This window comes from Infirmifilum lucidum (assembly GCF_014876775.1).
Lineage (GTDB): Archaea > Thermoproteota > Thermoprotei > Thermofilales > Thermofilaceae > Thermofilum > Thermofilum lucidum.
In genome coordinates, this window is the sequence record NZ_CP062310.1 from 282,614 (window position 1) to 305,705 (window position 23,092).

Sequence of the window (23,092 nt, forward strand, 5' to 3'; positions counted from 1 at the left end):
TAGTTCGCCTGAACCGTCGATCCTCTACTACCTCTTAGGGAGTTAGAGGGAAAGTCTAGCTTATCGGGTAAAATAACTCCATCAACTTGCGGAAGTGCAGGTATGTTTCCCTGTAGACTTCTCTGCTGTCTTCATTTGGGTAAGTTATGTCCTCGCGTATGTTGAGGCTAACTTGTACCCTCCTAGCTGTGGAGTAATGAATGAGAGATCCTAGTAGCGTTGACTCCACGAATTCTGCCCTGTGGACAGGTACTTGGAAGACGTCCGCTATTATTTGCCGCCAGGTTTTAAGACTAGACCCGTTACCCCCGACCTTTATAGTACTTGCTCTCAACCCGTGCTCTGAAAGGGCATCGTATATCATTCTCAGCGTGAATACCACCCCCTCCATTAGTGCTCTCAGCACGTCGCTCCTCGTGTGGCGGAATTGAAGGCCGTAGAGGAGACCCTTGGCCTCAGGGTTTCTTATGGGGAACCTCTCCCCTCCGAGCAGGAAGGGTAGGGCTACTAAGCCGTTAGAGCCCGGAGGCGATTTCGAGGCTATAGAGTCTACTATTGTGTATATGTCGACGCCAGCGAGCTTAGAGTATTCTATCTCTGCCCGTCCTAAGCTCTTTATATACCATTCCACGACTATACCTCCATTGTTCACAGCGCCTCCTACCAGGTATTTTCCCATTCCAGCATAGTACAGAAAAAACCGCATTTTCTCGTCGTCGAGGACGGGCTTGTCGACTAGGAAGCGCACAGCAGCGCTTGTCCCTAGGTTTATCGCTAGCGTGTCACTCCTAGTCGCCCCGACACCCAGTTGATTTGCCGAGGCGTCTGAGACTCCAGCATATAGTTCGACGTCCTCCGACAAGCCCGTTGCCCTAGCGAACTCTAAGCTTACATTCAGAGGTTTTTCGGCGCCCTCCAGTAGCTCGGGTAATTGGTTCTCATCTACTCCTCCAAGTTCCAGAGCTAGCGAGCTCCACTTTAAATTGTGAATATCCAGGAGCTGAGAGCCTGAAGCTGTAGAGAAGTCGAGAAGGTGAGCCCCCACAGTCTTCAGTATAATATAGTCTTTGGCTGAGAGCATAATCTTGTCTCTCGGTTTTAGCCAACCTTTACTGCGTGCTAGCAGGATTTTTGCAAGTGGATAGACGTGTAGAGGGGGGCATCCTGTTTCCCTGTAGAGCTCGTATCTAATCTTGTTTATTAGGGGTAGAGACTCCTTGCTACGTGTATCAAAATATGTTAGTAGCCTCGTAGTGGGTTTACCTTCCCTTGATAGGATTCCAAAGGCATGCATCTGGGACGACAGGAAGATTGAACGTATCCTTTTTGACTGTTCTTTCTTGGCGAAATACGTTACCGTCTTCTCGTATATCCTGTATATCTCCTCGGCGTCTTGTTCTGCGATGCCTCCACCTGTATACATAGGTATCTTCTGCGAGAAGCTATCAATTATTCTTCCATCCTCTACTCGAAAAAGTGCAGCTTTTAGGTTAGTAGTTCCGATGTCAACTGCTAAAAGAAGCTCACTCATCCTCTTTTCACATTTTTACAGCTCCTTTGATTAGCCCTACAACGACGTACTTTTGAACGAACATGTAGATCACTGCCGGAACAATCCCGGCGAAAATGGCTGTTGCCGCAAGCCCTCCAGGGTCTACTATTTCTCCGCCGAAAAGGAAGAATGTTGTCGCGATGGGCAGCGTATAGTATTTGCTTGTATTTAGGAGAATTAGTGCGAAGAGGAGGTCATTCCAAGACAGTGTAAACGAGAAGATAAAAGCCGTTACAAAACCGGGTACCGCAACAGGTACTACAATCCTCCATAGAGCTTCGAATCTGGTACAACCGTCTATAAGGGCTGCCTCCTCAAGGCTTACAGGTATTCCATAGAAGTAGCTTCTCATCATCAGTGTAGAGTAGGGAAGAGTATAGGCTAAGTGAACTAAAGCCAACCCTATCAGGCTATTGTACAATCCTATCGCCCTGATAATGAGAGTTATAGGCACCATGAGCGTGAAGACCGGGAACACGTAGGCGAAGAGAACAAGCCACACTACAAACCTCTTACCGGGGTAGTTGAATCTAGCCAGACTATACCCTGCCAGAGAGCCGAAAAATACGCCAAGTATTGATGCTACAAGAGAGACTATAAAGCTGTTACTGATATATATTATCATGGGGTCTGGAATAGTAGCTCTCAGTCCCTGCCCCCTCAGTATAGCTTCATATGTAGGGCTAAAGAGGCTAATATAGTGGTCTAGTGTCATGCGGGATGGAAGGGGTTTCCAGGCTTCCTCATGTGGGGAGAGGCTTGTCTTGAACGCCCAGAAGGAGGGGACTATTATCCATAGTAGGAGTAGTGTACTTCCGAACACTATAACTATCCGCTTGTAGAGGTTTTGTCTCGTAGGCATAGCTACTCCCCCATCTGTCTCAACGTGAAGTATATCAAGGCAAGGTAGATGGGCAGAACTAGGATACTATACGCTGCTGCTAGCGGCATGTTAACTTCTGTCTGGAAGGCTATCTTGTATGTCTGGATTGGTATAGTGAGAGTTGCATCGATAGGGCCTCCGCCCGTTGTCATGTATATCTGGGTGAATTCGCCCATAGTCCACATTAGGGATAAGAGAACCACAGTAAGTATAACAGGTTTTAGCATGGGGAGAGTTATATGCCTGAACTTCTGAAGTGCTGTAGCGCCATCGATGTCCGCTGCCTCGTAGAGGTCAACAGGTATCGCCTGTAGTCCTGCCAAATACCCCATGAAGAAGAAAGGCCAGCCATGCCATATATTGAGTATAACCACTGACAACATCGCGTTGTTGTAGCTCAGCCAGTGTACGGGTTGTAAACCGAGGGCTTTCAGGAGTGTATTAAATGTACCTCTGTAATCGTAGTTAAACCAGAAGAGAACTGCGCAAACAAAAGATGGAAATGCCCAGGGGAGAATAGAAAAACCTCTCAAGAAGCCCCTCCCCCAGAACTTCTCGTTTAAGAGGAGAGCTGCGCCAAGTCCGATCAATGCTTTTACGAATACAGAGGAAAACGAGTATATTATCGTGTTAGCTACTGTCTTGTAGAAAGTTTCGGAGGAGAGAAGCCTCTGGTAGTTATAAAGCCCAGCAAATACTGGTTCGCCGCCAACAGGTTTAGCCTGGAAACTGAGCCACACTTCGTAGATTATTGGTACGATGAAGATGAAGAATACTAGAACTACTGTGGGAAGCACGTAGAACCACCGGTACATAGAGTCCTTAAGCCTTCTTTTCATAACAGGAACACCAGGAAAAAGTATAAAAAAATCAAAATTTTAAACTTAATTTATCCGCCATATACTCTCTTTACCTCCTCTCGTAGTTTTTGAGCGTAGAAGTCTATTACTGTGTCGTAGTTCTCTCCTTTGACGACCGCTCTCTGAATCATTTCGTTCCAAATGAAGCCTTCACGGAAGGTTTCACTGACTGTTGTTCTTTCGCCAAGCGGGAATGCTGCTGTCTCCATGAATTTGACTTTCTCTATTGCTTTGGCCGGGTCTTCACCGAATGCGAGGTATTTGCCTGCTTTCCAGTCTCTTGAAATTACAGCCATTTGACTCTTGAAAATTGGGAGCGCATAGAGCGCTGAGGCTTCTACGAAACCTCGCCTGTAGTCATCTTTGTCGGCGAATAGGTAGTAGACGAGGTCTTTTGCAAGCTCTGGGTATTTTGTTGTCTTGAATATAAATACGCTCTCATCCCCACAGTCAACCGAAACTGGTAATAGGAAGAGTTTTGTGACTGCAGCTAGCTTTGGGTTCTGGGTCATTAGAGCGTAGTAGATACTAGCAGGGTTTATAGCCATAGCTATCTTCCCCTCGATGTAGGCTTTGTTGTTAGAGACATCAACCCACTGGTCGCTGTCAGGCGGTGTAAGCCCCTCTGTCCAAATTTTCCTCTCTATCTCAAAGGCCCTCTTAAGAGCACTCCTGTACGGCTCCTTGTCCATTATAACCCCGTTAACAGACCTGCTTGTCAACATCCCACCTCCGTAGCCACCCCAAAAGTGCTGGAAAGTCCACCACGTGTCATACCCATTTAGTCCGAGTGGTAATCCTATCCCATACACGCCGGGCTCAACCATATGTAGCTTCTTAGCGGCAACATATAAGTCGTCTAGTGTTTTCAGGGGGAACAAGTCCTGTGCACCAGCCTTCTCTACGATGTCCCATCTAACGTGTAGCCATGTTGCTTCAAACATCGTGGGGATACAGTAGTAGTGTCCTTCCCATGAACACTGTTTTAACTTGACTTCGTAGATGTCGCTCTCGTTGAGATTCTTTACAATATCGTCGATTGGTAGCAGAAGGCCACGCTCGGCAAATATTGCGACAGGGTGCCCGTTTATCACGATATCTGGTGGATTCCCGGCTTCAACAGCGGCAATTAGTTTCTTACCTATGTCGGCTACTGCTAGCCATGTTATCTCTACATCAACATTATTCTTAGCCGCCCATTCCCTTACTTTCTTTTCAACCCAGTACATTTGTGGGGGGACGAATGTTGCTCTCCCCCAGATTACGAGTTTAGGCTTCTCTGCTGGGGTTGGTGCTGGTTTGACGAAGAAAAGCACAGCTAGGCCTACTACCGCTAGTAATGCTATGATCGCGACGGCTAGGATCACCCTACTCTTCTGCTTACCTTTTTGCTCACTCATACAACTTAATCAAATAAGAGTCTTACTAATCTCTTTTAAGCCAAACTTGTTAGGCTAAAAATTTCGCAGGTATTCCTCGAGTAATCTTTTTATACTTTCCTCTTGACCTCCTCGAGCCGGTAAAAGTGGTTTTTTGGGATAGCAGTGTTTAATACCCCTTACTCTCAACACTGTGTAGGCAATAGATATTGGACTGCCGAGCCTGTGTAGTTCCTCGCGTAGCTTGTTTATTCGAAATTGAAGTACCCTTGCTTTCTCAAAATCACCCTCCTCCAGGGTTTTGAAGAGCTCATACACGATTTCTGGAAGGTAGTTTGACATCCCGGGTATGAAAGACCTAGCACCCAAAACCCAGGTAGGCAGCATTAGGGCTTCTGTTCCAACGATAACGTCGAACTCTTCGCCTGCAAAAAGCTTATAATTTATATACGTGAGGACGTCGAAACTGCTGTCTTTCACTCCGGCGACCCCTACCTCTTTAAGCTTAGCTGCCAGTTCGGGGGTTACCGGGTACCCTACTCGAGGAGGATTATTGTAGACATAGACTGGCAGATCTGTCGAGTTTACGAGCTCTCTGAAGAATTCTACGACAGCTTCTTCTGTGTGCCTATAGTAGAAGGGGGGGACACTCGCAACAGCTCTAGCTCCCACCTGCTCAGAGTGTTTAGCAAGTTCTACAGCCACTTCCGTTGATGTTGAGCCAACATGCACTACCACGTACTTTGAGGATGTCATGCGTTCAATTACCTTCTCAACAACTTTCTTCCTCTCTTCTACGCTCATCAGCGGGCCTTGGCCGTACGTCCCACATACATAGTACCCGTGAACATAGGGTTTCGTGAAGTCCAACAGTTGTCCGAGGGCTTCAAAGTCTATTTTACCCTGAGAGTCAAAGGGCGTCAGTAAAGGGGGGATTATGCCGAAGAGTTTTGTCCCCATCATAGAATAGATTTAAGTTTTCTCCTAATTATTTATTATACCAAACAGAATAGGTTTTATAGAGGAGATGCATGTGAGATTATAGAGGAAGCTATGAGAGAGGCCTCAACTCGCCTACTCGCCTACAAGGTTGTTATGAAGCCATATAAAAGCGTATTAAGTAATTTAAGCAGGATTGCTGGTGCAAATGTCTACATTGAAGGAATAATAATGAATAGCGATAAAGCCACAACACTAGTTCATGTTTCTCTTCCACCTAGAAAAGAGAAGACGCACCAGTTAATCATCGAGATGCTCCAGAAATACCCAGAAGTTATAGACTACCGGATTTTAAGTAAGAGGAGGCACTCGTTAACGCTAGCGGTAACAAAGAATCTTTGCGAGTTTTATGAGTACACTCTCGGTTCCAGCAGGTTTACGTTCTTCCCGTATGTAATTAAGTCAGGTAACAGGGAGTTTTACATACTCTCGCCTGAAGATAAAAAGCTTCTACTTTCGAATCTCTCGAAATACGGTCAGGTATTACTTCTTGAGAAACTTCCACACGAGATGGTTATAAAGGAGACATGCTTAACAGGGTTGAGAATAGCTGTTGATAATATCATGACATCATACCAGAGGTTAATTCTCGCTGAGGCGCTTAAACGCGGGTACTACGACTGGCCGCGTAGGACTTCACTTAGCGAGTTGGCACGGTTACTTAGCATCTCCAAGACTACTCTGAGTGAACACTTGAGGAAAGGGGAGCGAAAACTGATCGAACTCCTACTAGGCTCTATCCAGCAGGGATCCTATTTATGTATTTCCTAGCAACAGATGTTGGCACTACTACGCTTAAAGTATCAGTTATTGATGAAAAATCAAATTTCCTCTTCTACAAAACAGTTGAAATACCTGTCTTGAGGGCTGAACACCACGCTGCAGAACACGACCCCGAGTTTCTACTAAGAGTTTTCCTAGAACTAGCGAGGGAGGCGGTTTCTAGTTCAAAAGTTAAAATCGATGCTTTAGTTTTCTCAGGCTACCTCTTCGGGCTGGTGGGGATTGATCCTCAAGGTGAACCTTTGACAGGAATACTTACGTGGCTTGATAGAAGACCTGTCGAGATACTCGGTGAGATGTATTCGAAGGTACAGCCTCCGCTTGTCTACGAAAAGACTGGTTGTCCACCCCTCTACATATACCAGCTTGCAAAAATATACTGGCTTTATAGGCGAAAACCTGAGATATATCGTAGAACTGCCTACTTCGTGGACGTGAGAGGATATCTCATCTATAGGCTCACTGGTAAAGTAGTTTTCGAGAAGAGTTCAGCCTCTGGCTCGCAACTCCTAAACATGGCTGCTATGGAGTGGGACAGTGAGCTACTGGAAGAACTAGGATTGGACGAGTCTAAACTCCCAGAACTTGTCGAAGGGGATAGAGTTGTTGGAGAACTAAAACCTGAGGTTGCCAGGCTTATTGGCTTAGAACATTCTGTCCCTGTAATTCCAGGGATCTTCGATGGAGGATCTGTAGCTGTTGGTGAAGGAGCCCTATCTAATGGTGCTGGTTCCTCTCACCTTTCAACTAGCACGATGCTACGCGTCGCAACTCATACGCCTATCGTGGATAAAGTGGGGAAGATGAGGTTCCAAACGTACTATGCCTGCGAAGGTATATGGCTACCCGGGGGAGCTCTCAATAATGCAGGCATTCTACTCAAGTGGTTTCGAGACAACTTTGCCCAGCTCGAGAGGATAGTCTCAGAAGAAACTGGCATTAACGTATACGACCTTATAACCCTTGAGGCCTCAGAAGCGCCGGCCGGAGCAGGAGGTTTAGTCTTCATACCATACATTCTTGGCGAGCGTATCCCAGAGTTCGGAAATGAGGCCTCAGGAGTCTTATTTGGTCTTAGGGAGTACCACACTAGAGCGCATGTTGTTAGGAGCCTCCTTGAAGGGGTCGCCTACAACCTCAAGTTGGTTAAAGAAGCTCTAGCAGAGAATTCACTACACGTGAGAGAAGTCAGAATAACTGGTGGAGGAGCCGGTTCAGACTTATGGCTTCAAATAATAGCAGATGTGCTAGAAGTGCCTATCCATCGTATCCAAGCTAAGGATGCAGCACTATGGGGGGCAACTATACTAGGGATGAAAGCACTCGGGCAGATAAGAGATGTTAAGACCTTTGCACAAAGTAAGGCTGTTATTGCCAAAACATTTGTGCCTAACGAGAAGAATATAAACACCTATAGAGGCGCTTACAACTTATTCAAATTACTACTTGAGAGAATAAAACCGGTCTACCTCTACCATGCTAGTCAAAGCTACAGCACTATCTAGGTGCTAGGTTTTAAGCTGGCTCTCGTGCCTCTCTTGAGAACCTCGGGGTTAACCACGTACTCTATTGGTGCCTCGCCTCGTATCACCTTCATTATAGCGTCGACGTTGGCTTCATCCATCCCTCTTAGACCCTCTCTTGTGTTGGCGCCAATGTGAGGGGTTATTACTACGTTCTCGTATTTAAGGAGCGGGTGTGTAGCGTCTATGGGCTCGTCTTCAACTACATCCAGGCCAACACCCGCTACTTTCCCGCTCTCCAGTGCTCTTATCAGGGCTTGCGTGTCGATGAGTTCTCCTCTAGCAGTGTTAATAATCACAACGCCTTGCTTCATCAGCGAGAATTCTCTGTCCCCGATTATGTGGTACGTTTGAGGTGTGAGAGGCGCGTGCAATGTTATGATGTCTGATTCCCTGAGGAGAGTTTCGAAGTCGACAAGCTGTGCTCCTATTTTTTCAGCATCTCCCGGCTTGACGTATGGGTCGAAAGCTAGAACCCGTGCACTGAACCCCTTTGCAAAGATTTCGGCAACACGACTACCGATATTTCCGATGCCTATAACGCCTATTGTCTTCCCGCGTATGTTGAAACCAACCACCTTCCCGCGTTCAGACCACCTCCCCTGCTTTACTAGACTGTGCGAGTAGCAGACCTTACGGACGACAGCTAGGCACAGGGCGACTGCCAGCTCGGCAACAGCATCGCGCTCTTTGTACCCGGGGACACGAGTTACTATTACGCCTTCTTCCGTCGCTGCATCCAAGTCTACGTTGTCTACACCTATGCCGTGTCTAGCTATAAGCAGGACGTCCTTGTTGTTTTTGAAGAACTCTCTGTCATAAGTGGGGGTAACGCTTGCGACGATGAAGTGGTACCCTTTGAGCCTCTCTGCTAGTTCTCTACCCCTTAACTTCTTATCTACATCTATGAAGTCTACTTGAGCGTATTTTTTGAGCTCCTCGAGTAGGTCGGGGGCGCTAACACCGAAAGAACGTGAATTGACTATAGCTACTCTGTACATTTTCCTCCACGCTACGCTTACTGAAGGGGTGATATATCAACCCATCCAAACAGGTTAGGCAATTGATAATAATTTTGGCCTGTGTTAAGAGTTGGACGCCTATGTTCGGTAAACTACCAGAGCTCATTAGGAGGAAACAGACGAGCTATGGTGCATGGGTTACAATAGCTAACCCCGAGATCCCGGAGATGCTTTCCCTTGTAGGCTTTGATTGGCTTCTCTTCGACTTAGAGCACGCACCCATAGACTACCAACAACTCGAGTACATGTTAATGGGTGTCAGGGGGGACACTACACCGCTCGTAAGAGTACCATTTAACAACCCCGTCTACGTTAAACGAGTACTCGACCTGGGAGTAGCAGGTATCCTCTTCCCCCTCATCAACAGCAGAGAGGATGCCCTTCAAGCTGTAAAGTCCGTTAGATATCCTCCTGAGGGTATAAGGGGTGTGGGGCCTAGAAGAGCGGCTTATTGGGGGCTTAGGAGAAACGAGTATTTTAAGGAGGCCCAGAACATTCTCGTGATAGTCCAGATCGAGACCCGGGAAGCAGTTGAAAACGCTGAAGAGATTTTATCCGTGGAGGGCGTGGGGGCGTTTTTCATAGGGCCCAACGACCTTTCCTTCTCGTATGGCAAGAGATCCTGGAAAGATGATGTCGTGAGGAGAGCTATTGAGAGGCTAGCGGAAATCTCGGAAAAAACGGGAGTACCGGGTGGTATGTACTGCTCAGATTACGAGTCTCTCGAGTTTGCCCTCAGGAATAAGTTTAAGCTCATCGCGCTCGGCAGTGACTACCGCTTTTTAATCGCGGGGGCTCGTGAGAGACTGGAAACTGCTAGGAGACTATCCATGAGCATAGCCTAGAGTTATTCTTGTGCTGATTCCTAAGAACGTCTCAAAAATACTTCACTGACCGCATTCAAGCCTGTGAGAAGCGCTGTAAACTAGATTTCCTTTAGATCTTTTATGAAGCGCTTATAGAGTTCAAACCTACTATTATCCACTACATGGAACTCGAACGGGTCGTCAAATCCAGCTTTCCTCAGATTCGCTATTACGAAACTAGGATCAAGAGAGGTTAAAATTAGGATGTCAATATCGCTAGCTAAAGTATTTTCTCCTCTTGATGTTGAACCAAACAGGAATAACTTCCCATTACTATCTAGCCTTTTCATAGCGTCTTTGAGTCTATTCAGGTAGCTTCGAAGGTTCCTAAATACTTCTTCTCTCCTTTTTGCTTCTTCAACTAGAATATCTTCTAACAAACTCCTCAACCTCCTCTGAGAGCCTTTTTAACTTCTCTACCTCTTCTTTAGTGAAGTCTCTAGCGAAATATCTAGAAGTAATGTACGCACCTCTAAACCCGCAAACTCCAGTGCTTTTTCTCCGCGAAACTCTCGAATTCTTCTTCTCTCCCCAGAACTCTACCAAGCAGCAGGAAAATTTTCCTCAATGTAATGAATCTTAGGAAAATCGACCCCTCTCGAGTAGCTTAGCCCTTAGGAAAAGCTGTAGGGACTGCTCAATGTTAAATACTGCTAGATCATAGTCACCACGAGAAAAGTGAAAATCCGCTGCATCTTTAAACTTCCTCTACATTTCAAGCAATTTTTTCCAGCTCTTCTTTCTTCATGTCCACCTTTTTGGCGCCGCACGCATATTTAAAAGTGATTCAGAGAAGGATAGTCTTAGCTCCCGTTCTAATATTTCTGCCGAGCAGCCCCTCCATCACTTTCTTCCTAAGGCGCTCTGAGAGACAAGGCTTTTAGTCTAAATCCCTCTCGTCGCTTGTAGAGTGAGAATTAGTTCGCTTACTTCCTGTGTTACACATAGTTAGAGAATTTTGAAAACTTGTATACAAGAAATCTTTTTATCTTAGTTTTCATTGTTTTCATTCTAAGGTAATGCGATGAGCACGGTAACGATCAGGGGGGTAGACGAAAAGACCTATAGGAAAATAAAGGCCATTGCAGCGCTTAGAGGAGTGAAGGTAGGTGACATTGTTAACGAGGCGCTGAAGCTCTGGCTTTCGATAAGGCCGGAGGTGTTGGAGGCATTTTCAACTATTGATGAAGAAGCTGACAGGAATAGGAAAGCCTATGAGAGTCTTAGATCGGAACTGGAGAAGTATAAAGGTAAATACGTAGCTATCGCCCACGGTAGCTTGCTAGGAGTCTACGACTCGATAAAGGAAGCCGCGGAAGCCGTAGAAAGAGCAAATGCGAGACATGGGATAGTGAAGAAGATAGTGGAAGAAGCCCCAGAGAAGGTAGAGCTGGGATGGAGTCTGGTAGAACTGTAAGGGGGTGGTATTCAGACAGAGAGAGGCCTCCCGTACCTTGCATTAGACTAAAAGTCTACACACCGTCTGAGAGGTATCTCGCTGAGATAGACGCGAATGTCGATACCGGGTTTTCTGGGTCTCTACTAATTTCCCCTGACCTATACATTAAACTGGGCCTGGCTCTTTATGAGGAACCAGAAGTAGTCCGGGGTTCAGTGGCTGGAGGGTATTTCATAGACCTTAGAGTCTCGAATGGTATTGTTGAGCTAAATGGCCTAAGAACTGCCTGCAAGATCTACACAGCGCTGCTTGCCAAGAAGAACCTAGTTGGAAGGGCTCTACTAAACAGGTTTAGGCTGGTTTTAGACGGGAAGAGCGGGGTTGTTGAGGTGGAATTATAGTTGCCCGTGGATAATTTTATGAGCGGGTGCTGGTTCCTCATCACTCCCGAGTAGGACTGGTAATCGAGGTCAGAGTAGCCAGAGTTCTGCAGGTTTTAACCTACCAGATACCGGGTTTACCTCTAGGCCTAGTAGCTCTAGTGTTGTTACCCCTAGGAGTGGGGGACGTTTTCCGGGCCTACGACTACGAGGCTTGTAGCCCTACGGCCTTCGATTTCTATCCTCGCCTCAGCTACGGGGTACTCGATGATTTCTCCACTAGCGGTCTTAAACCTCCTGGTATCAGTGTATTTGAGGCCTAATTTCTCGGCTAAATCCCCAGGGATTATAGATAGGTGGCGCCGGAGTCGACGATAGACTCCACGTCCACCCCGAGGTTCCCGCTGAAGTTCGAGGCAAAGCCTCTCACTTTAACAAGTCCCATCGAATGTAGTTAGTTGGGAGCCGTATAAATTCTTTAACAGGGTACAGGGTTGACCAGTACGTCGCTACAGGCGATAACTGTTATCCCGGAAAGCTCTTTGGATGGCTTTTTATCTGCGTAGTAGCCTCCAGTATAGGAGGGTTGGGGGTGGCTGTAGACCTAGTGATTATAGGTAGGGCTTACCTTGGGGGTTCTTTCGAGGAAGTGGCGATAGGTGTCGACGGCGGCACTATCGTTAGTGTCACTAAGCCCTCCTTGGCGCCGAGTAGTGACGCCAGGATAGAGTTCGGCGGGAAGTTCCTCATACTGCCTGGCATGGTCGATATACATGTCCACATGAGAGAGCCCGGCCTAGAGTACAAGGAGGACTGGGGCACGGGCTCTAGGTCTGCTGTTAAAGGCGGCGTTACTCTAGTCGTCGACATGCCCAACAATGCACCGCCTGCGAACAATTGCGAGAGGCTCCGGGAGAAGCTCTTGAGGGCTTCGGAGAAGTCTCTAGTAGACTTTGCCTTCTACGCCGGTTTCAACCCTAGGCCCGAAGAGCTAGAGGGTTGTAGGAACCTATTTGTAGGCTTTAAGTTGTACCCTGAGGAGCTTTTCTCCCAGGAAGTGTTAAACGTTTTCCGGTATGCGAGCACGCTGGGCAGGCCCGTCGTCGTCCACGCAGAAGACCCGCACTTCTTCAGGGATGCGCCGCGGCACAGCGAGGCTAGGCCCCCCATCGCGGAGAGGTCTGGAGTCCTGAGAGCACTTGACCTCGCGGAGGCCACCGGTGCTTGGCTCCACGTGACCCACTTGAGCACGGAGGCCGCCCTGCTCGAGGTACTGCGTGCGAAGACATTCCTACAGCCTAGGGTGACGTTCGACGTCACGCCCCACCACGCCCTGCTCAATGACTCCCTGTACTCCTCCGCCCTCGCGCGGATCGCTGTTGTCAACCCACCTCTGAGAAGTGAGGGGGACAGGAGAGCCGTGTACGCGAGTTTGAAGAATAGGCTCGCAGACGCCCTAGTCACCGACCACGCGCCACACAAGCTCGAGGAGAAGCTCGGCGAGAAGCCTGCGCCGGGGTTCCCGGGGCTGGAAATAGCCCTCCACGTTTTACTCGAGGAGGTGTTCTCTGGTAGGCTTAGCTTGTCTGCCATAGAGCTCTACTCCCGGAAGCCCGCAGAGCTCCTGGGCTTCAGGAAGGGGGTGATAGCGCCCGGCTTTGACGGGGATATTGTTGTAGTCGCTAGGGAGGAGTGGAGTATTAGGGGTGAGGAGTTCGAGTCGAAGGCAAAGTACACGCCCTTCGAGGGACACGTGCTCCACACGAAGACGCACGCCGTGTACGTGCGTGGGCTAGAAGTATATACCGCTGGCTACTTCATGGCCGATAAGGGTGGCAGACTTGCCGTCCCTAGAGGTTGAGCTCGCAGGGCTGAGACTACGCAACCCGACTGTCCTGGCATCCGGGATCCTCGGGACGAGTGCTAGCATGGCTAAAAGAGTTGAAGAGGCTGGGGCTGGGGGGTTCACCACGAAGACGATAACCCTCGAGGCCAGGAGGGGTTACGATAACCCGACGTTTGTGGAGCTGGAGCACGGGTTTCTGAACGCCATCGGGCTCGCGAACCCCGGGATCGAGGCGTTCTGCCAGGAGATCAGGGCTATGAGGGCGTCGCTCTCGATACCCGTTATATTGAGCGCCGGAGGGGGGAGTTTAGAAGAGTTTGTGAGGGTTGCTGTTAGAGGTGTGGAGTGCGGTGCGCAGGCAGTAGAGCTGAATGTCTCGTGCCCCCACGTCAAGGGCATGGGCGCCGAGATCGGGGATAACCCCGACCTAGTAGCCAGGATAGTGGAGGAGGTGAGGGGCTCTACGGGGGTTTCGGTCTTCGTCAAGCTCTCCCCCCACCACAACTACATCAAAGTCGCCGGGAAGGCTCTCGGGGCGGGGGCCTCGGGGCTGACGGCTATAAACACGGTCAGGGGCATGGCTATAGACGTATACGCCCGGAGGCCCGTGCTCAGCAACAGGTTTGGAGGCTACTCGGGCCCAGGCATAAGGCCTATCGCGGTCAAAGTCGTGTACGACCTATACAGGGAGTATAGCGACGTCCCCATCATCGGGGTGGGAGGCGTCGACTCGTGGCAGGCAGCTGTCGAGATGATGCTCGCCGGTGCAACAGCCGTCGGGGTCGGTTCCAGCATCGCGAGAAGGAACCTTTCCCTCTTCAGCGAGATAACTCAGGGGCTGGCAAGGTACTTGGAGGAGGAGGGTTTTGCCTCTGCAAGAGAGATCGTGGGGCTCGCGCACAAAGACTAAAATCTAGCTATAGCACAGCTACTACAGCATGGCTGATGATGAGGGAGGCTAGGCTCGCCCGACCACTCAACGAGTTCGACGGGCTTGTCCTCGAGCCCGTCCAAGTAATCGAGGGGGTTGTGGGGGCTACGTCGTGGTACCTCTACGAGGCTTTTCAGAGACAAGATAGACAGTGTGAGTTTGAGAAGTGGGTGAGAGTGGCTCGATATAACGCTTCGAACCTGGAGATGTAGAGGCCAACCCGAGGGCGATGGAGCTGTTCGCGGGAGAGGCTAGAAGCGGCCCCTCTACTGGGTCTTGTTCAACGACCCCATCATCAAGTCGCACGGGACAATACAGGAGGCGCATAGGGGTGAGAGAGCGGGGAAATACTTGAAGGTTCTCAAGAGTAGGCCTGCAAGGGGCTAGCCGGAGGTAAAGGGTTAATACCCGGTCGTGCTCTAGACATTATGCAGACTAGGTACGTCTTCGTCACCGGCGGTGTGGTTAGCGGGCTCGGTAAGGGTGTGGTGGCCGCCTCGATCGGCAAGATCTTCCAGATGCGGGGCCTCAAGGTCGACATGATAAAGGCGGATCCCTACCTCAACGTCGACCCCGGCACGCTGAACCCCATCGAGCACGGGGAGGTTTTCGTGTGCGAGGAGGTGTGGGAATTTGAGCCTGCGCCTGGTTACAGGTTTACTATCGCGGAGATCGACCAGGACTTCGGGACGTACGAGCGCTTCCTCGACATGAACATGCACCCCTCGAACAACATTACCTCCGGCCAGGTATACCTCTCGGTGATCCTCAAGGAGAGGGTTGGATCATACCTCGGGAGGACGATCCAGGTGATACCCCATATCACGGACGAGATCAAGGACAGGATAAGGAGGGTGGCTGAGCGCAGTAAGCCGGACGTCCTGATCGTGGAGATCGGCGGAACAGTGGGGGATATAGAGGCCATGCCCTTCCTGGAGGCAGTGAGGCAGTTTAGGCTCGAGCAACCCCCGGGCACAACAGCCCTTGTCCACGTTACTCTAGTTCCCTACCTCTCTACTCTCGGGCAGCTGAAGACAAAGCCGACTCAGCACAGCGTCAAGGAACTACAGAGCATGGGCCTGCAACCGGACGTGATTATTGGGAGGTCGGACAGGCCACTGCCCGAGGACGTCAAGAAGAAGATAAGCCTCTACTGCAACGTCCCGCCCGAGGCAGTGTTCTCAGATCCCGATTTGGAGACAGTATACGAGCTACCGCTAGTACTCGAGAGGCAGGGCCTCGGGAGGTATTTGAGCAAGCTCCTAGGCATCACCCCAGAGCCCCGCACCGAGGGGGTGAGGGAGTGGGAGAGCATTGTGTCCTCTTTCCTAAGCGCCCGGGATGAAGTCGTCATAGCAATGCCCGGGAAGTACACGATGATCCAGGACAGCTACATAAGCATAAACGAGGCTCTCAGCCACGCAGGGGCCTCGCTCGGCGTGAGGGTAAAGCGTGTGTACATTGAAGCCGAGGACTTTGAGCGCGAGCCCAGCAGGGTCGAAGAACTCCTCAGCCAGGCCGACGGCATTTTGCTGACGCCGGGCTTCGGCGCTAGGGGTGTTGAAGGCATGATACACTCCGCCCGCTACGCCATGGAGAATAACAAGCCATTCCTGGGGATATGCTTCGGAGCACAGCTCCTATTCGTGGCGTTTATGCGCTACGTAGTCGGGCTACGCGACGCCCACTCCACCGAGATAGACCCCGAAACCCCCCACCCTGTAGTGGACTTGCTACCAGAGCAGAAGGTGGCTGTCTTCAAGGGTGGAACAATGCGGCTCGGAGCACACCCCGTGAAAATAAGGAGAGGTACAAGGCTCTACGAAGCCTACGGTAGCGAACTGGTGTACGAGAGATTCAGGCACAGGTACCACATAAACCCCGACTACGTGAAGCTAGCGGAGGAGAAGGGGTTGATAGTCTCCTCGACGGATCCCTCAGGCCGAATGGTGAACTCCATCGAGATAGCGAGCAACAGCTGGGTCGTAGGCGTCCAGTTCCACCCGGAGTTTAAGAGTAGGCCTGGGAGGCCCTCGCCCATTTACAGGGCTTTCCTTAAAGCGGTTTTAGAGAACAAGAAGAAGAGTCTCTGAGTTTTATAAATTTTCCCCTTATTTCATAAATATAGTTTTATTGCTAGTAGGAGTCTGTGAGAGTCGAGGAAAGCTACATTAAGGGCATTTTCCGGCGCGAAGCCCTCCCAGAGCAACCACCTGTCTCGGATCACCCTTCCCTGGCGGTACTCGCAGCGTTGAGAGGATATCCCGACCTCGGCGCGGACAACTTACTGAACCCCCTCACCTCCGGACTCTACTCGAGCCTAGTTGGGCAGCTCAACAGGAGAGTCCACCTCCTCATGCTGGACGCGTTCACGGCTGGGGATCCCCTCAAGGCCCTGAGGCTCTACGCGCTACTTAGCGAGGTGGCACTAAACACTGTCGGGCTCGAGTCGCACTGGGCCAGGATACCGGACAGCGAGAGGGAGAGAGCGTTCGGCTTTACTCTGGCAGAGCTCCAGAGCCTCGAAGAGGAGGAAGCTGCTAGGCATGGTGTACCCGTTCATTCGAGAGCCGTTGTTGAATACTACTTGCGCGACATGAAGAAGGTCATGTCCAGCAACCCTAGAGCTAAGAGCTTGCTGGCCTGGATGTCCGAGGAGGCATCTAAACGCCTAGACGAGAGACACCCCCTGTCCAGCTTCCTGCTCGCCATGAGGAAGCTTATAGAGTCGAACGCTTATTACCGCATGACCGTGCAGGGGCTCTGCAGATTCGGGAATGACTACGCTTTAGGCCTGAGGTGGCTCAGGAGGCTCGGCTTCGTGCAGGTGTCGACAAACCCCGTGCTCGCGGCTGAGGCCTACAAGGACGACCCGGAGCTGTGGGACAGGTTCAGGGAGTATGTCAAGTCGCACAGGGAGCTTCTCGAGGACATCGAGAGTAAGGGAGATGAGCTTGCAATGGTCGCGACGCTCCTAGCCCTGCTGCCTAACATGGAGGTGTTTAGGCCCGTAGCCTTTCTGCTAGACTTCAAGGACGGCATGGTTAGCTACCAGCTTAACCCGAACGTGGCGGACAGCGTCGAGGGTAGCGTTAGAGACGCGTTGAAGATCTACATGCTCGCAGAGGATTACTTCAGGAAGTACGACGCGTACCTCCTCTGGGGCTGGCCTAGCTACATGGAGAGGGGTAGGCCCAATATAGTGTTCAAAGTCGCGGGTAGCAGTGAGGCCTCCCTGGAGATAACGAGGATTCTGGAGAGCATGGGCATCGGGACGAACAACACTGTCACGTTCTCGGTGTCCCAGGAGGTGAGTCTCATTCTGGCGAAGATTGAGGGGAGGGCTTCTGCTGTGAAGAGGGGGGTTAAGTTAACGAAGGTCTACGAGACGAACATGGGCGGGAGGTTAGAGGCACACCTCCGCGAGGTGAAAGCATCGGAACTCATAAGGACGGCCTTGAAGTTCTACGAGAACCCCGAGCGCGCGCTCTCAGAGCTTGCTCGTAGGCTTGGAGTGCCAGAGGCTACGCCCGGCGGGGTTTGGAGAGGCCCGACAGGCTGGGGCTACGAGCTCGAGGCAAAGACTCTCGACGAGAAAGTTGAGCTCGTCTCGAGCCAGGCCTACATGAAGTCTCTAGTGAACGACGCCCTAATAGACTTCCTCCTAAATGCTGGGGTTTGCGGCGCGACTAGAGAAGAGGTAAGGTCGTGCCTCGAGGCGTGGGAGAAGGCTATTTCGCTGAGCGGTACTTTCGTCGCGCAGAGGGTTTGGAAGATATTCTTTAGCGAGAGGAACAGAAGGTTATGGATAAGCTACATAATCAGGAAGTACGGCCTAACCCCAGAGCAGGCAGAGGAAGTTCTCGACGGTATAGACGTGTTACCCGCTTCTAAGCGTAAGCCAGCCGACACGTACTACACGCTCGCGGGCAGGAACATGACAAACACGGAGTTCCCCAACCACCAGTTGAACGTTCACCTCGAGTACTTGGCCCGGGGGGCGAGACTAGAGGACTACCGGGAGGCTGTCTCCGTCAACTGGGGGCCCCAGGAGCTCGACTTGCTCCTAAAGTGGGGTGAGTTCAGGAAGGCCTATGACCTCACGCCGGAGCTGAAGAAGTTGATGCTTGAGGCTAGCCTGGCCGTGGATGGCTACGGCGAGAGTGGGTTGCGAGTAGAGGAGTGGGCTACCTTTGGGCCGCGCGTGAAGACTATGAGGGGTTTCACGGAGGCCTATAATAAATTTAGAGACAGGTGTTTAAAAGCCGCTAAGAGCCTTGTTAATCATGTCGATAGTTAGGGTTAACATATATATAGGCTTGCGGAGAAAAGTCTTTGTAGTAGGGGGATAGGGCATGGCAAGAGTAGCTGTTAAAGAGCTGGTTAAGAGGTTCGGGAAGGTAGTTGCGGTAGACAGGGTGTCCTTCGAAGCTAGGGACGGGGAGTTTCTAGTCTTACTGGGGCCGAGCGGGTGCGGCAAGACTACCACGCTGCGGCTTATAGCCGGTCTTGAGACGCCTGACGAGGGAGAGATATACATAGGAGGCAGGCTCGTAAACGACCTACCGCCGAAGGACAGGGACGTGGCGATGGTTTTCCAGAACTACGCGCTCTACCCGCACATGAAAGTGTACGACAACATCGCCTTCCCGCTCAGGGTACGCAAGCTGCCGAGGGAGGAGATAGACAAGCGCGTGAGGGAGGTCGCCAGGCTACTGAGGATAGAGGACTTGCTCGACAGGTATCCACGCCAGCTGAGCGGCGGGCAGCAGCAGCGCGTTGCCCTCGGGAGAGCCCTAGTCAGGCAGCCCCAGGTCTTCCTGATGGACGAGCCACTCAGCAACCTGGACGCCAAGCTAAGGGTATACATGAGGGCCGAGCTCAAGAGGCTCCAGAGGGAGCTGGGGATAACTACGATCTACGTCACCCACGACCAGGCAGAGGCCATGACGATGGCCGACAGGATCGCGGTGATGAACGAGGGCAAGATAATGCAGCTCGCAGATCCAGCCGAGCTCTACTACAGGCCCGCCAATACCTTCGTTGCAGGTTTCATAGGTGCCCCTGCAATGAACTTCATCGACGCGTCCGTGAGGCAGAGAGACGGATCCGTGATGCTCGACACGGGGGTATTCACGGTAGAGCTGCCGGAGCATGTCGGGAAAATCCTGCTGGAGAGCGGGGCGCCCTCCGAGGTAATATTCGGGATAAGGCCGGAGCACATAGATATTAGCAAGCAAGAGCTCCCCGGTGGCTACCAGGTTGAGGTCTTCGTTACGGAGCCACTCGGCGCGGAGACGATTATAGACTTCAAGCACGGTGACACGCTAGTGAAGGCGAAATACCCCGGGCACTTCGAAGCGACTCCAGGCGAGAAGCTCTGGATACGCTTCAAGCTAGAGTATGCACACATCTTCGACAAGAGAACTGGCAAGGCTATTGTCTAGACCTTAGGGAATAAAGTTTTTAATTTAACTCTTTCTCCCAAGAAGTGTGACGCTAGGGGTAGCTAAGCCTGTCTCCGTTGTAAGCTTCGATCTCGACGGTACGCTTGTCACGCGCGAGTACGTAGACTACTTCTGGCTCGAGCTCGTTCCCAGGCTCTACGCCGAGAAGCACGGACTGGCGCTCGAGGAGGCCAAGAGGATAGTGTACGCGAGCTACGACGAAATAGGCCCGGGGGACGTGAGGTGGTACATGCCGGGCTACTGGTTCAGGAGGTTTGGGATAGAGGAGCACCTCGAGAGCGCCCTTAGGGAGGCCTCGGAGAGGATAAGGCCCTACAAGGACGCTATTGAAGTCGTGGAGGATTTGCAGGGGAGGTACACCCTGATCATAAGCACTAGTGCTGCGCGGGAGTTTGTGGGCCTAGTCCTATCGAAAGTCGAGCTGTACTCTAGGGCGTTTAGCCGTGTGTTTTCGTCCTCCTCCGACTTCGGCCTACCAGGCAAGCCAGCCGCCTTTTACAGGAGGGTTGCCGAGAAGCTGGGGGTGAGGCCCGACCAAGTCCTGCATGTAGGCGACGACGAGGAGAACGATTTTAAGAACGCCGTAGAGGCAGGCGTGAAGGCTCTCTTTGTAGACAGGAAGAGCGGGGACTCTCTCAGAGACCTGCTAGAGGAGGTTTTAAGAGGAGCCTAGCCCCCAAGGCTCTCGCCGCGACTGGTTCACGCATGCCTGTTTCTAGAAGACGCTCGTGAGCTCCTTCCCGGAGACTATGAGCCACACTCCTCTCCTCTGGGCTTCTACTACGTCTCCAGCAAACCTGAGGCAGTAGAGAGCTGGCACGACTTTCCCCTTGAAGAACTCCGGTTTAATCTTCCTGGCCTCCTCCACCCGCCTGAGGAGCCTGTCTACAGTCCTCGGCGAGGCCCTCACCTTTGCTTCGCCTACTACGGTCAGATCGCCCGTGGAGGCGTAGATGTCGAACTCGTACTTCTCGTCAACTCTAAGGCTGGAGACAGCAACTGTGATGCTGCGCTTGGAGAGGAGGGAAGCGACAGCGTCCTGGGCCTCGTCCTCTATCGTGACGGCAAGCCTCTCCAAGGTTCTTTCCACGTCGCCAAGCCTCTTCTCGACTTTCCCGATTCTACCCAGCATTTTGTTAAAGTCCTCACGTAGGGTAATGAAGTCCTTTCGCAGGGCAATAAAGTCCTCGCGTAAGGTGCCGAAATTCCTCTGCAGGGCTCTGAAGTCCTCCCTTAGGGCTCTTATCTCGTCTTCTATTCTGTCCAGCCTCTTCAGGGTTTCGGAGACGCCGATTAGGCCGGCGACGGCGTACCTGAACTCGGTGTCTACCTCGAGGGTTCTGAGTATCCTCTGCTTCTCCTCGGGCGAGAGAACACTGGTGTCCATGCAACACCTAAGCCTACAACCGCGCACTGGGCTTTTAAAGCTTAAACCCGGCAACAATCGTCCTGGGCGGGGCGGCCTCCCGTAATAGTCAGCCTAAAGTTTATGGCTTTTTGAGGCTTAAGGAATAGGCGAACTATAGTCCCGGTGTGAAGGTATGACCCAGAAGTATGTGTATAAGCTCGGTCGGCAGCTAAAGGTTTTGACAGTGAGTCGACAAGAGATATTCTGTCATCGATAGCCTCTAAGAGTGAGCCTGGCCTAGGCATGCTGTGAAAAATGTTCCCAGGAGGGAAGTAAAAAACTTATTCCTGCGTGGAGACCGCCAGTACGCCTTTACTCTTGGGGCTTTTTGCCCTCGCGAGGTAGCCTGATCCATCAGGTGTTATACTTGCCTTTGCGACAATACTGCTTATGCCTTCAAACTCCAGGCCGAGCACTCTGCCCACAGCCATGGGGTTTATGCCGTAGACTAGGGGGTCAAACTTCTGAACCATGAGCCAGGAGCTGTTCCTCCACTCTTTCTCGAGCCTCTCGCTCCAGGGCTCTGGGTTGGCGGACGGCTGCACTAGTACTGTGGCCCCTCTAGAGGCCAGCCTTGAGACGACGTCCTCCTTAAAGGCGTCCAGGCATATTGCTACCCCCAGTCTCGCCAGCGGGGTCTCGCAGACGTCTATCTCGTCGAGCCGCCCGGGCGAAACACCCAGCTTCGCCTCGGGGATGTCGAGGTAAACTTTCACCTGTCTGCACTTGGCTCTCCCGTCGCTGTTGAAGACGTACGAAACATTATGGATGGAGCGCGGGGCCGAGGGCTCCAGGATAGAGCCCGCTACTATAACGGCTCTATGGCTGGATGCAAGCTTGCTGAAAGAGTCGAAGTAGGCTTTCCTCATGTTCTTCCACTTAATGGACACGAGTGCGTATCTTGGGCTGAGGGTCTGTAGGGTCTTGAGCAGGAACGTGGGAAGGCTTCTTAGAGCTATCCTTGCTAGCTCCCTCTCGAGAGTTTCCTCGTGGAGTTTCTCGTCCAAGAAGACCAGGAATGTGCCCACGTGCTCCGGGTATACCACGATACTGTCCTCGATGCTCCCGAGCCTTGACTCTGCCTCCAGGAGTGGCTCCTCTAGTGACTCATAGAACGCCTTTACATCCGTATAACTCTCGGGTTTAAACTCGTACTGGACTGCTACGAGCTTCACGTGAAGTGTTCCCGAATTGAAGACTTTAAACATTTATATCTACGGGGCGTGGAGAAAAAACGTGTTTAGCGCTAGATATGTCGATGTTCCGATTAATAGGTATACAAGGCTACTACACCCGAAGCTCGTCACTTTAATCGTCACGAAGTCCGGCGACGGCAGGGTAAACGTCATGCCGGCAAGCTGGGCTATGCCCACGAGCGTCGACCCGCCTCTCCTAACTGTTGCAGTTTCTCCGAGACGCTACACCTACGAGTTACTGCAGGCCAGAGGAGAATTCACCGTCAACCCCGTCCCAGTGGGCATGAAGAGCGTTGTCGACTTCACGGGCTCCGTGTCTGGACGGGAGGTAGATAAGGCCAGGAGTGCTGGAATAGGGCTCTTCGACGCCAAGGAGCTCTCAGTGCCCTGCGTTGAAGGCGCTCTTTCCTGTATCGAGTGCAGTGTCTGGGCACAGTACCCCGCGGGCGACCACGTGCTCGTCGTGGGTAGAGTTAGAGTAGCCCGGGTGTTGGAGGACGTCTGGGACGGCACGACGTATATTCTCGACAGGGCTAAACCGCTACTCCACCTTGGAGGCGACAAGTACTCTACAAGCGAGAGTGAAATCTGAGTAGG

At 51.4% G+C, this 23,092-nt stretch carries 23 protein-coding genes and 1 pseudogene; 14 read left to right on the forward strand and 10 right to left on the reverse strand.

Going from position 1 to position 23,092, the window contains the following annotated elements; translation table 11 throughout:
• Positions 1-55: 55 nt before the first annotated feature.
• The 5 genes from IG193_RS01575 to IG193_RS01595 are packed head-to-tail and all read right to left on the reverse strand — an operon-like array spanning position 56 to position 5,637.
• On the reverse strand, positions 56-1,531 hold the full coding sequence (locus IG193_RS01575) for a gluconokinase (RefSeq protein WP_192819151.1): 1,476 nt from the start codon (positions 1,529-1,531) through the stop codon (positions 56-58).
• A gap of 7 nt (positions 1,532-1,538) precedes the next feature.
• Complete coding sequence (locus IG193_RS01580; protein WP_192819152.1) at positions 1,539-2,414, reverse strand: carbohydrate ABC transporter permease; 876 nt, start codon at positions 2,412-2,414, stop codon at positions 1,539-1,541.
• 2 nt (positions 2,415-2,416) lie between these two features.
• Positions 2,417-3,274, reverse strand: coding sequence for a carbohydrate ABC transporter permease (locus tag IG193_RS01585; protein ID WP_192819153.1), 858 nt, complete (start codon positions 3,272-3,274; stop codon positions 2,417-2,419).
• 50 nt (positions 3,275-3,324) lie between these two features.
• Complete coding sequence (locus IG193_RS01590) at positions 3,325-4,695, reverse strand: ABC transporter substrate-binding protein (protein ID WP_192819154.1); 1,371 nt, start codon at positions 4,693-4,695, stop codon at positions 3,325-3,327.
• A 54-nt stretch (positions 4,696-4,749) separates the two neighbouring features.
• Positions 4,750-5,637: a dihydrodipicolinate synthase family protein gene (locus IG193_RS01595; RefSeq protein WP_192819155.1), complete on the reverse strand. Its 888-nt coding sequence runs from the start codon at positions 5,635-5,637 to the stop codon at positions 4,750-4,752.
• A 90-nt stretch (positions 5,638-5,727) separates the two neighbouring features.
• On the opposite strand from IG193_RS01595, the gene IG193_RS01600 reads away from it, so the two are divergent.
• On the forward strand, positions 5,728-6,444 hold the full coding sequence (locus IG193_RS01600; protein WP_192819156.1) for a helix-turn-helix domain-containing protein: 717 nt from the start codon (positions 5,728-5,730) through the stop codon (positions 6,442-6,444).
• Complete coding sequence (locus IG193_RS01605) at positions 6,432-7,961, forward strand: gluconokinase (RefSeq protein ID WP_192819157.1); 1,530 nt, start codon at positions 6,432-6,434, stop codon at positions 7,959-7,961. Before IG193_RS01600 ends, IG193_RS01605 begins: the two co-directional genes overlap by 13 nt.
• Here the strand turns inward: IG193_RS01605 and IG193_RS01610 are convergent.
• On the reverse strand, positions 7,958-8,980 hold the full coding sequence (locus tag IG193_RS01610) for a D-isomer specific 2-hydroxyacid dehydrogenase family protein (RefSeq protein ID WP_192819158.1): 1,023 nt from the start codon (positions 8,978-8,980) through the stop codon (positions 7,958-7,960). The two genes, IG193_RS01605 and IG193_RS01610, sit on opposite strands and share 4 nt — an antisense overlap.
• Before the next feature lie 101 nt (positions 8,981-9,081).
• Between IG193_RS01610 and IG193_RS01615 the strand changes: the two genes are divergently transcribed.
• A complete protein-coding gene (locus IG193_RS01615) occupies positions 9,082-9,846 on the forward strand; it encodes an HpcH/HpaI aldolase family protein (protein WP_192819159.1) in 765 nt (254 codons plus the stop codon).
• Positions 9,847-9,926: 80 nt separating this feature from the next.
• Here IG193_RS01615 and IG193_RS01620 read toward each other — a convergent pair whose 3' ends face one another.
• Positions 9,927-10,247, reverse strand: a complete 321-nt coding sequence (locus tag IG193_RS01620; RefSeq protein ID WP_218042159.1) for a nucleotidyltransferase domain-containing protein — start codon at positions 10,245-10,247, stop codon at positions 9,927-9,929.
• Positions 10,248-10,446: 199 nt separating this feature from the next.
• A pseudogene (locus IG193_RS09270) lies at positions 10,447-10,560 on the reverse strand (HEPN domain-containing protein); the annotation flags it as partial.
• A 331-nt stretch (positions 10,561-10,891) separates the two neighbouring features.
• On the opposite strand from IG193_RS09270, the gene IG193_RS01630 reads away from it, so the two are divergent.
• From IG193_RS01630 to IG193_RS01675, 10 genes are all read left to right on the forward strand, one after another.
• On the forward strand, positions 10,892-11,284 hold the full coding sequence (locus tag IG193_RS01630) for a hypothetical protein (RefSeq protein WP_192819160.1): 393 nt from the start codon (positions 10,892-10,894) through the stop codon (positions 11,282-11,284).
• Complete coding sequence (locus IG193_RS01635; protein ID WP_192819161.1) at positions 11,263-11,667, forward strand: pepsin/retropepsin-like aspartic protease family protein; 405 nt, start codon at positions 11,263-11,265, stop codon at positions 11,665-11,667. The genes IG193_RS01630 and IG193_RS01635 overlap by 22 nt, the downstream gene beginning before the upstream one ends.
• 26 nt (positions 11,668-11,693) lie before the next feature.
• Positions 11,694-11,969, forward strand: a complete 276-nt coding sequence (locus IG193_RS01640; protein ID WP_192819162.1) for a hypothetical protein — start codon at positions 11,694-11,696, stop codon at positions 11,967-11,969.
• Positions 11,970-12,238: 269 nt separating this feature from the next.
• Positions 12,239-13,507, forward strand: coding sequence for a dihydroorotase (locus tag IG193_RS01645; RefSeq protein ID WP_192819163.1), 1,269 nt, complete (start codon positions 12,239-12,241; stop codon positions 13,505-13,507).
• Complete coding sequence (gene pyrD, locus IG193_RS01650) at positions 13,488-14,402, forward strand: dihydroorotate dehydrogenase PyrD (protein ID WP_192819164.1); 915 nt, start codon at positions 13,488-13,490, stop codon at positions 14,400-14,402. The genes IG193_RS01645 and pyrD overlap by 20 nt, the downstream gene beginning before the upstream one ends.
• A 35-nt stretch (positions 14,403-14,437) precedes the next feature.
• Positions 14,438-14,635, forward strand: coding sequence for a hypothetical protein (locus IG193_RS01655; RefSeq protein WP_192819165.1), 198 nt, complete (start codon positions 14,438-14,440; stop codon positions 14,633-14,635).
• Between the two features lie 216 nt (positions 14,636-14,851).
• Positions 14,852-16,516, forward strand: a complete 1,665-nt coding sequence (locus tag IG193_RS01660) for a CTP synthase (protein ID WP_192819166.1) — start codon at positions 14,852-14,854, stop codon at positions 16,514-16,516.
• Positions 16,517-16,572: 56 nt separating this feature from the next.
• The gene (locus IG193_RS01665) at positions 16,573-18,723 is read left to right on the forward strand and encodes a transaldolase family protein (RefSeq protein ID WP_192819167.1); all 2,151 of its coding nucleotides are present in this window, start codon (positions 16,573-16,575) and stop codon (positions 18,721-18,723) included.
• 55 nt (positions 18,724-18,778) lie between these two features.
• Positions 18,779-19,870: an ABC transporter ATP-binding protein gene (locus IG193_RS01670; RefSeq protein WP_192819168.1), complete on the forward strand. Its 1,092-nt coding sequence runs from the start codon at positions 18,779-18,781 to the stop codon at positions 19,868-19,870.
• A gap of 46 nt (positions 19,871-19,916) precedes the next feature.
• On the forward strand, positions 19,917-20,564 hold the full coding sequence (locus IG193_RS01675; protein ID WP_192819169.1) for an HAD family hydrolase: 648 nt from the start codon (positions 19,917-19,919) through the stop codon (positions 20,562-20,564).
• 42 nt (positions 20,565-20,606) lie between these two features.
• Here the strand turns inward: IG193_RS01675 and IG193_RS01680 are convergent, their stop codons facing one another.
• Both IG193_RS01680 and IG193_RS01685 read right to left on the reverse strand, forming a co-directional pair.
• Positions 20,607-21,278, reverse strand: a complete 672-nt coding sequence (locus IG193_RS01680) for a coiled-coil domain-containing protein (protein WP_192819170.1) — start codon at positions 21,276-21,278, stop codon at positions 20,607-20,609.
• A 302-nt stretch (positions 21,279-21,580) separates the two neighbouring features.
• Positions 21,581-22,474, reverse strand: a complete 894-nt coding sequence (locus IG193_RS01685) for a carbon-nitrogen hydrolase family protein (RefSeq protein ID WP_192819171.1) — start codon at positions 22,472-22,474, stop codon at positions 21,581-21,583.
• Between the two features lie 61 nt (positions 22,475-22,535).
• Here IG193_RS01685 and IG193_RS01690 point away from each other — a divergent pair, with 61 nt between their 5' ends.
• Positions 22,536-23,087, forward strand: coding sequence for a flavin reductase family protein (locus tag IG193_RS01690; protein ID WP_192819172.1), 552 nt, complete (start codon positions 22,536-22,538; stop codon positions 23,085-23,087).
• The last annotated feature ends 5 nt before the right edge of the window (positions 23,088-23,092 follow it).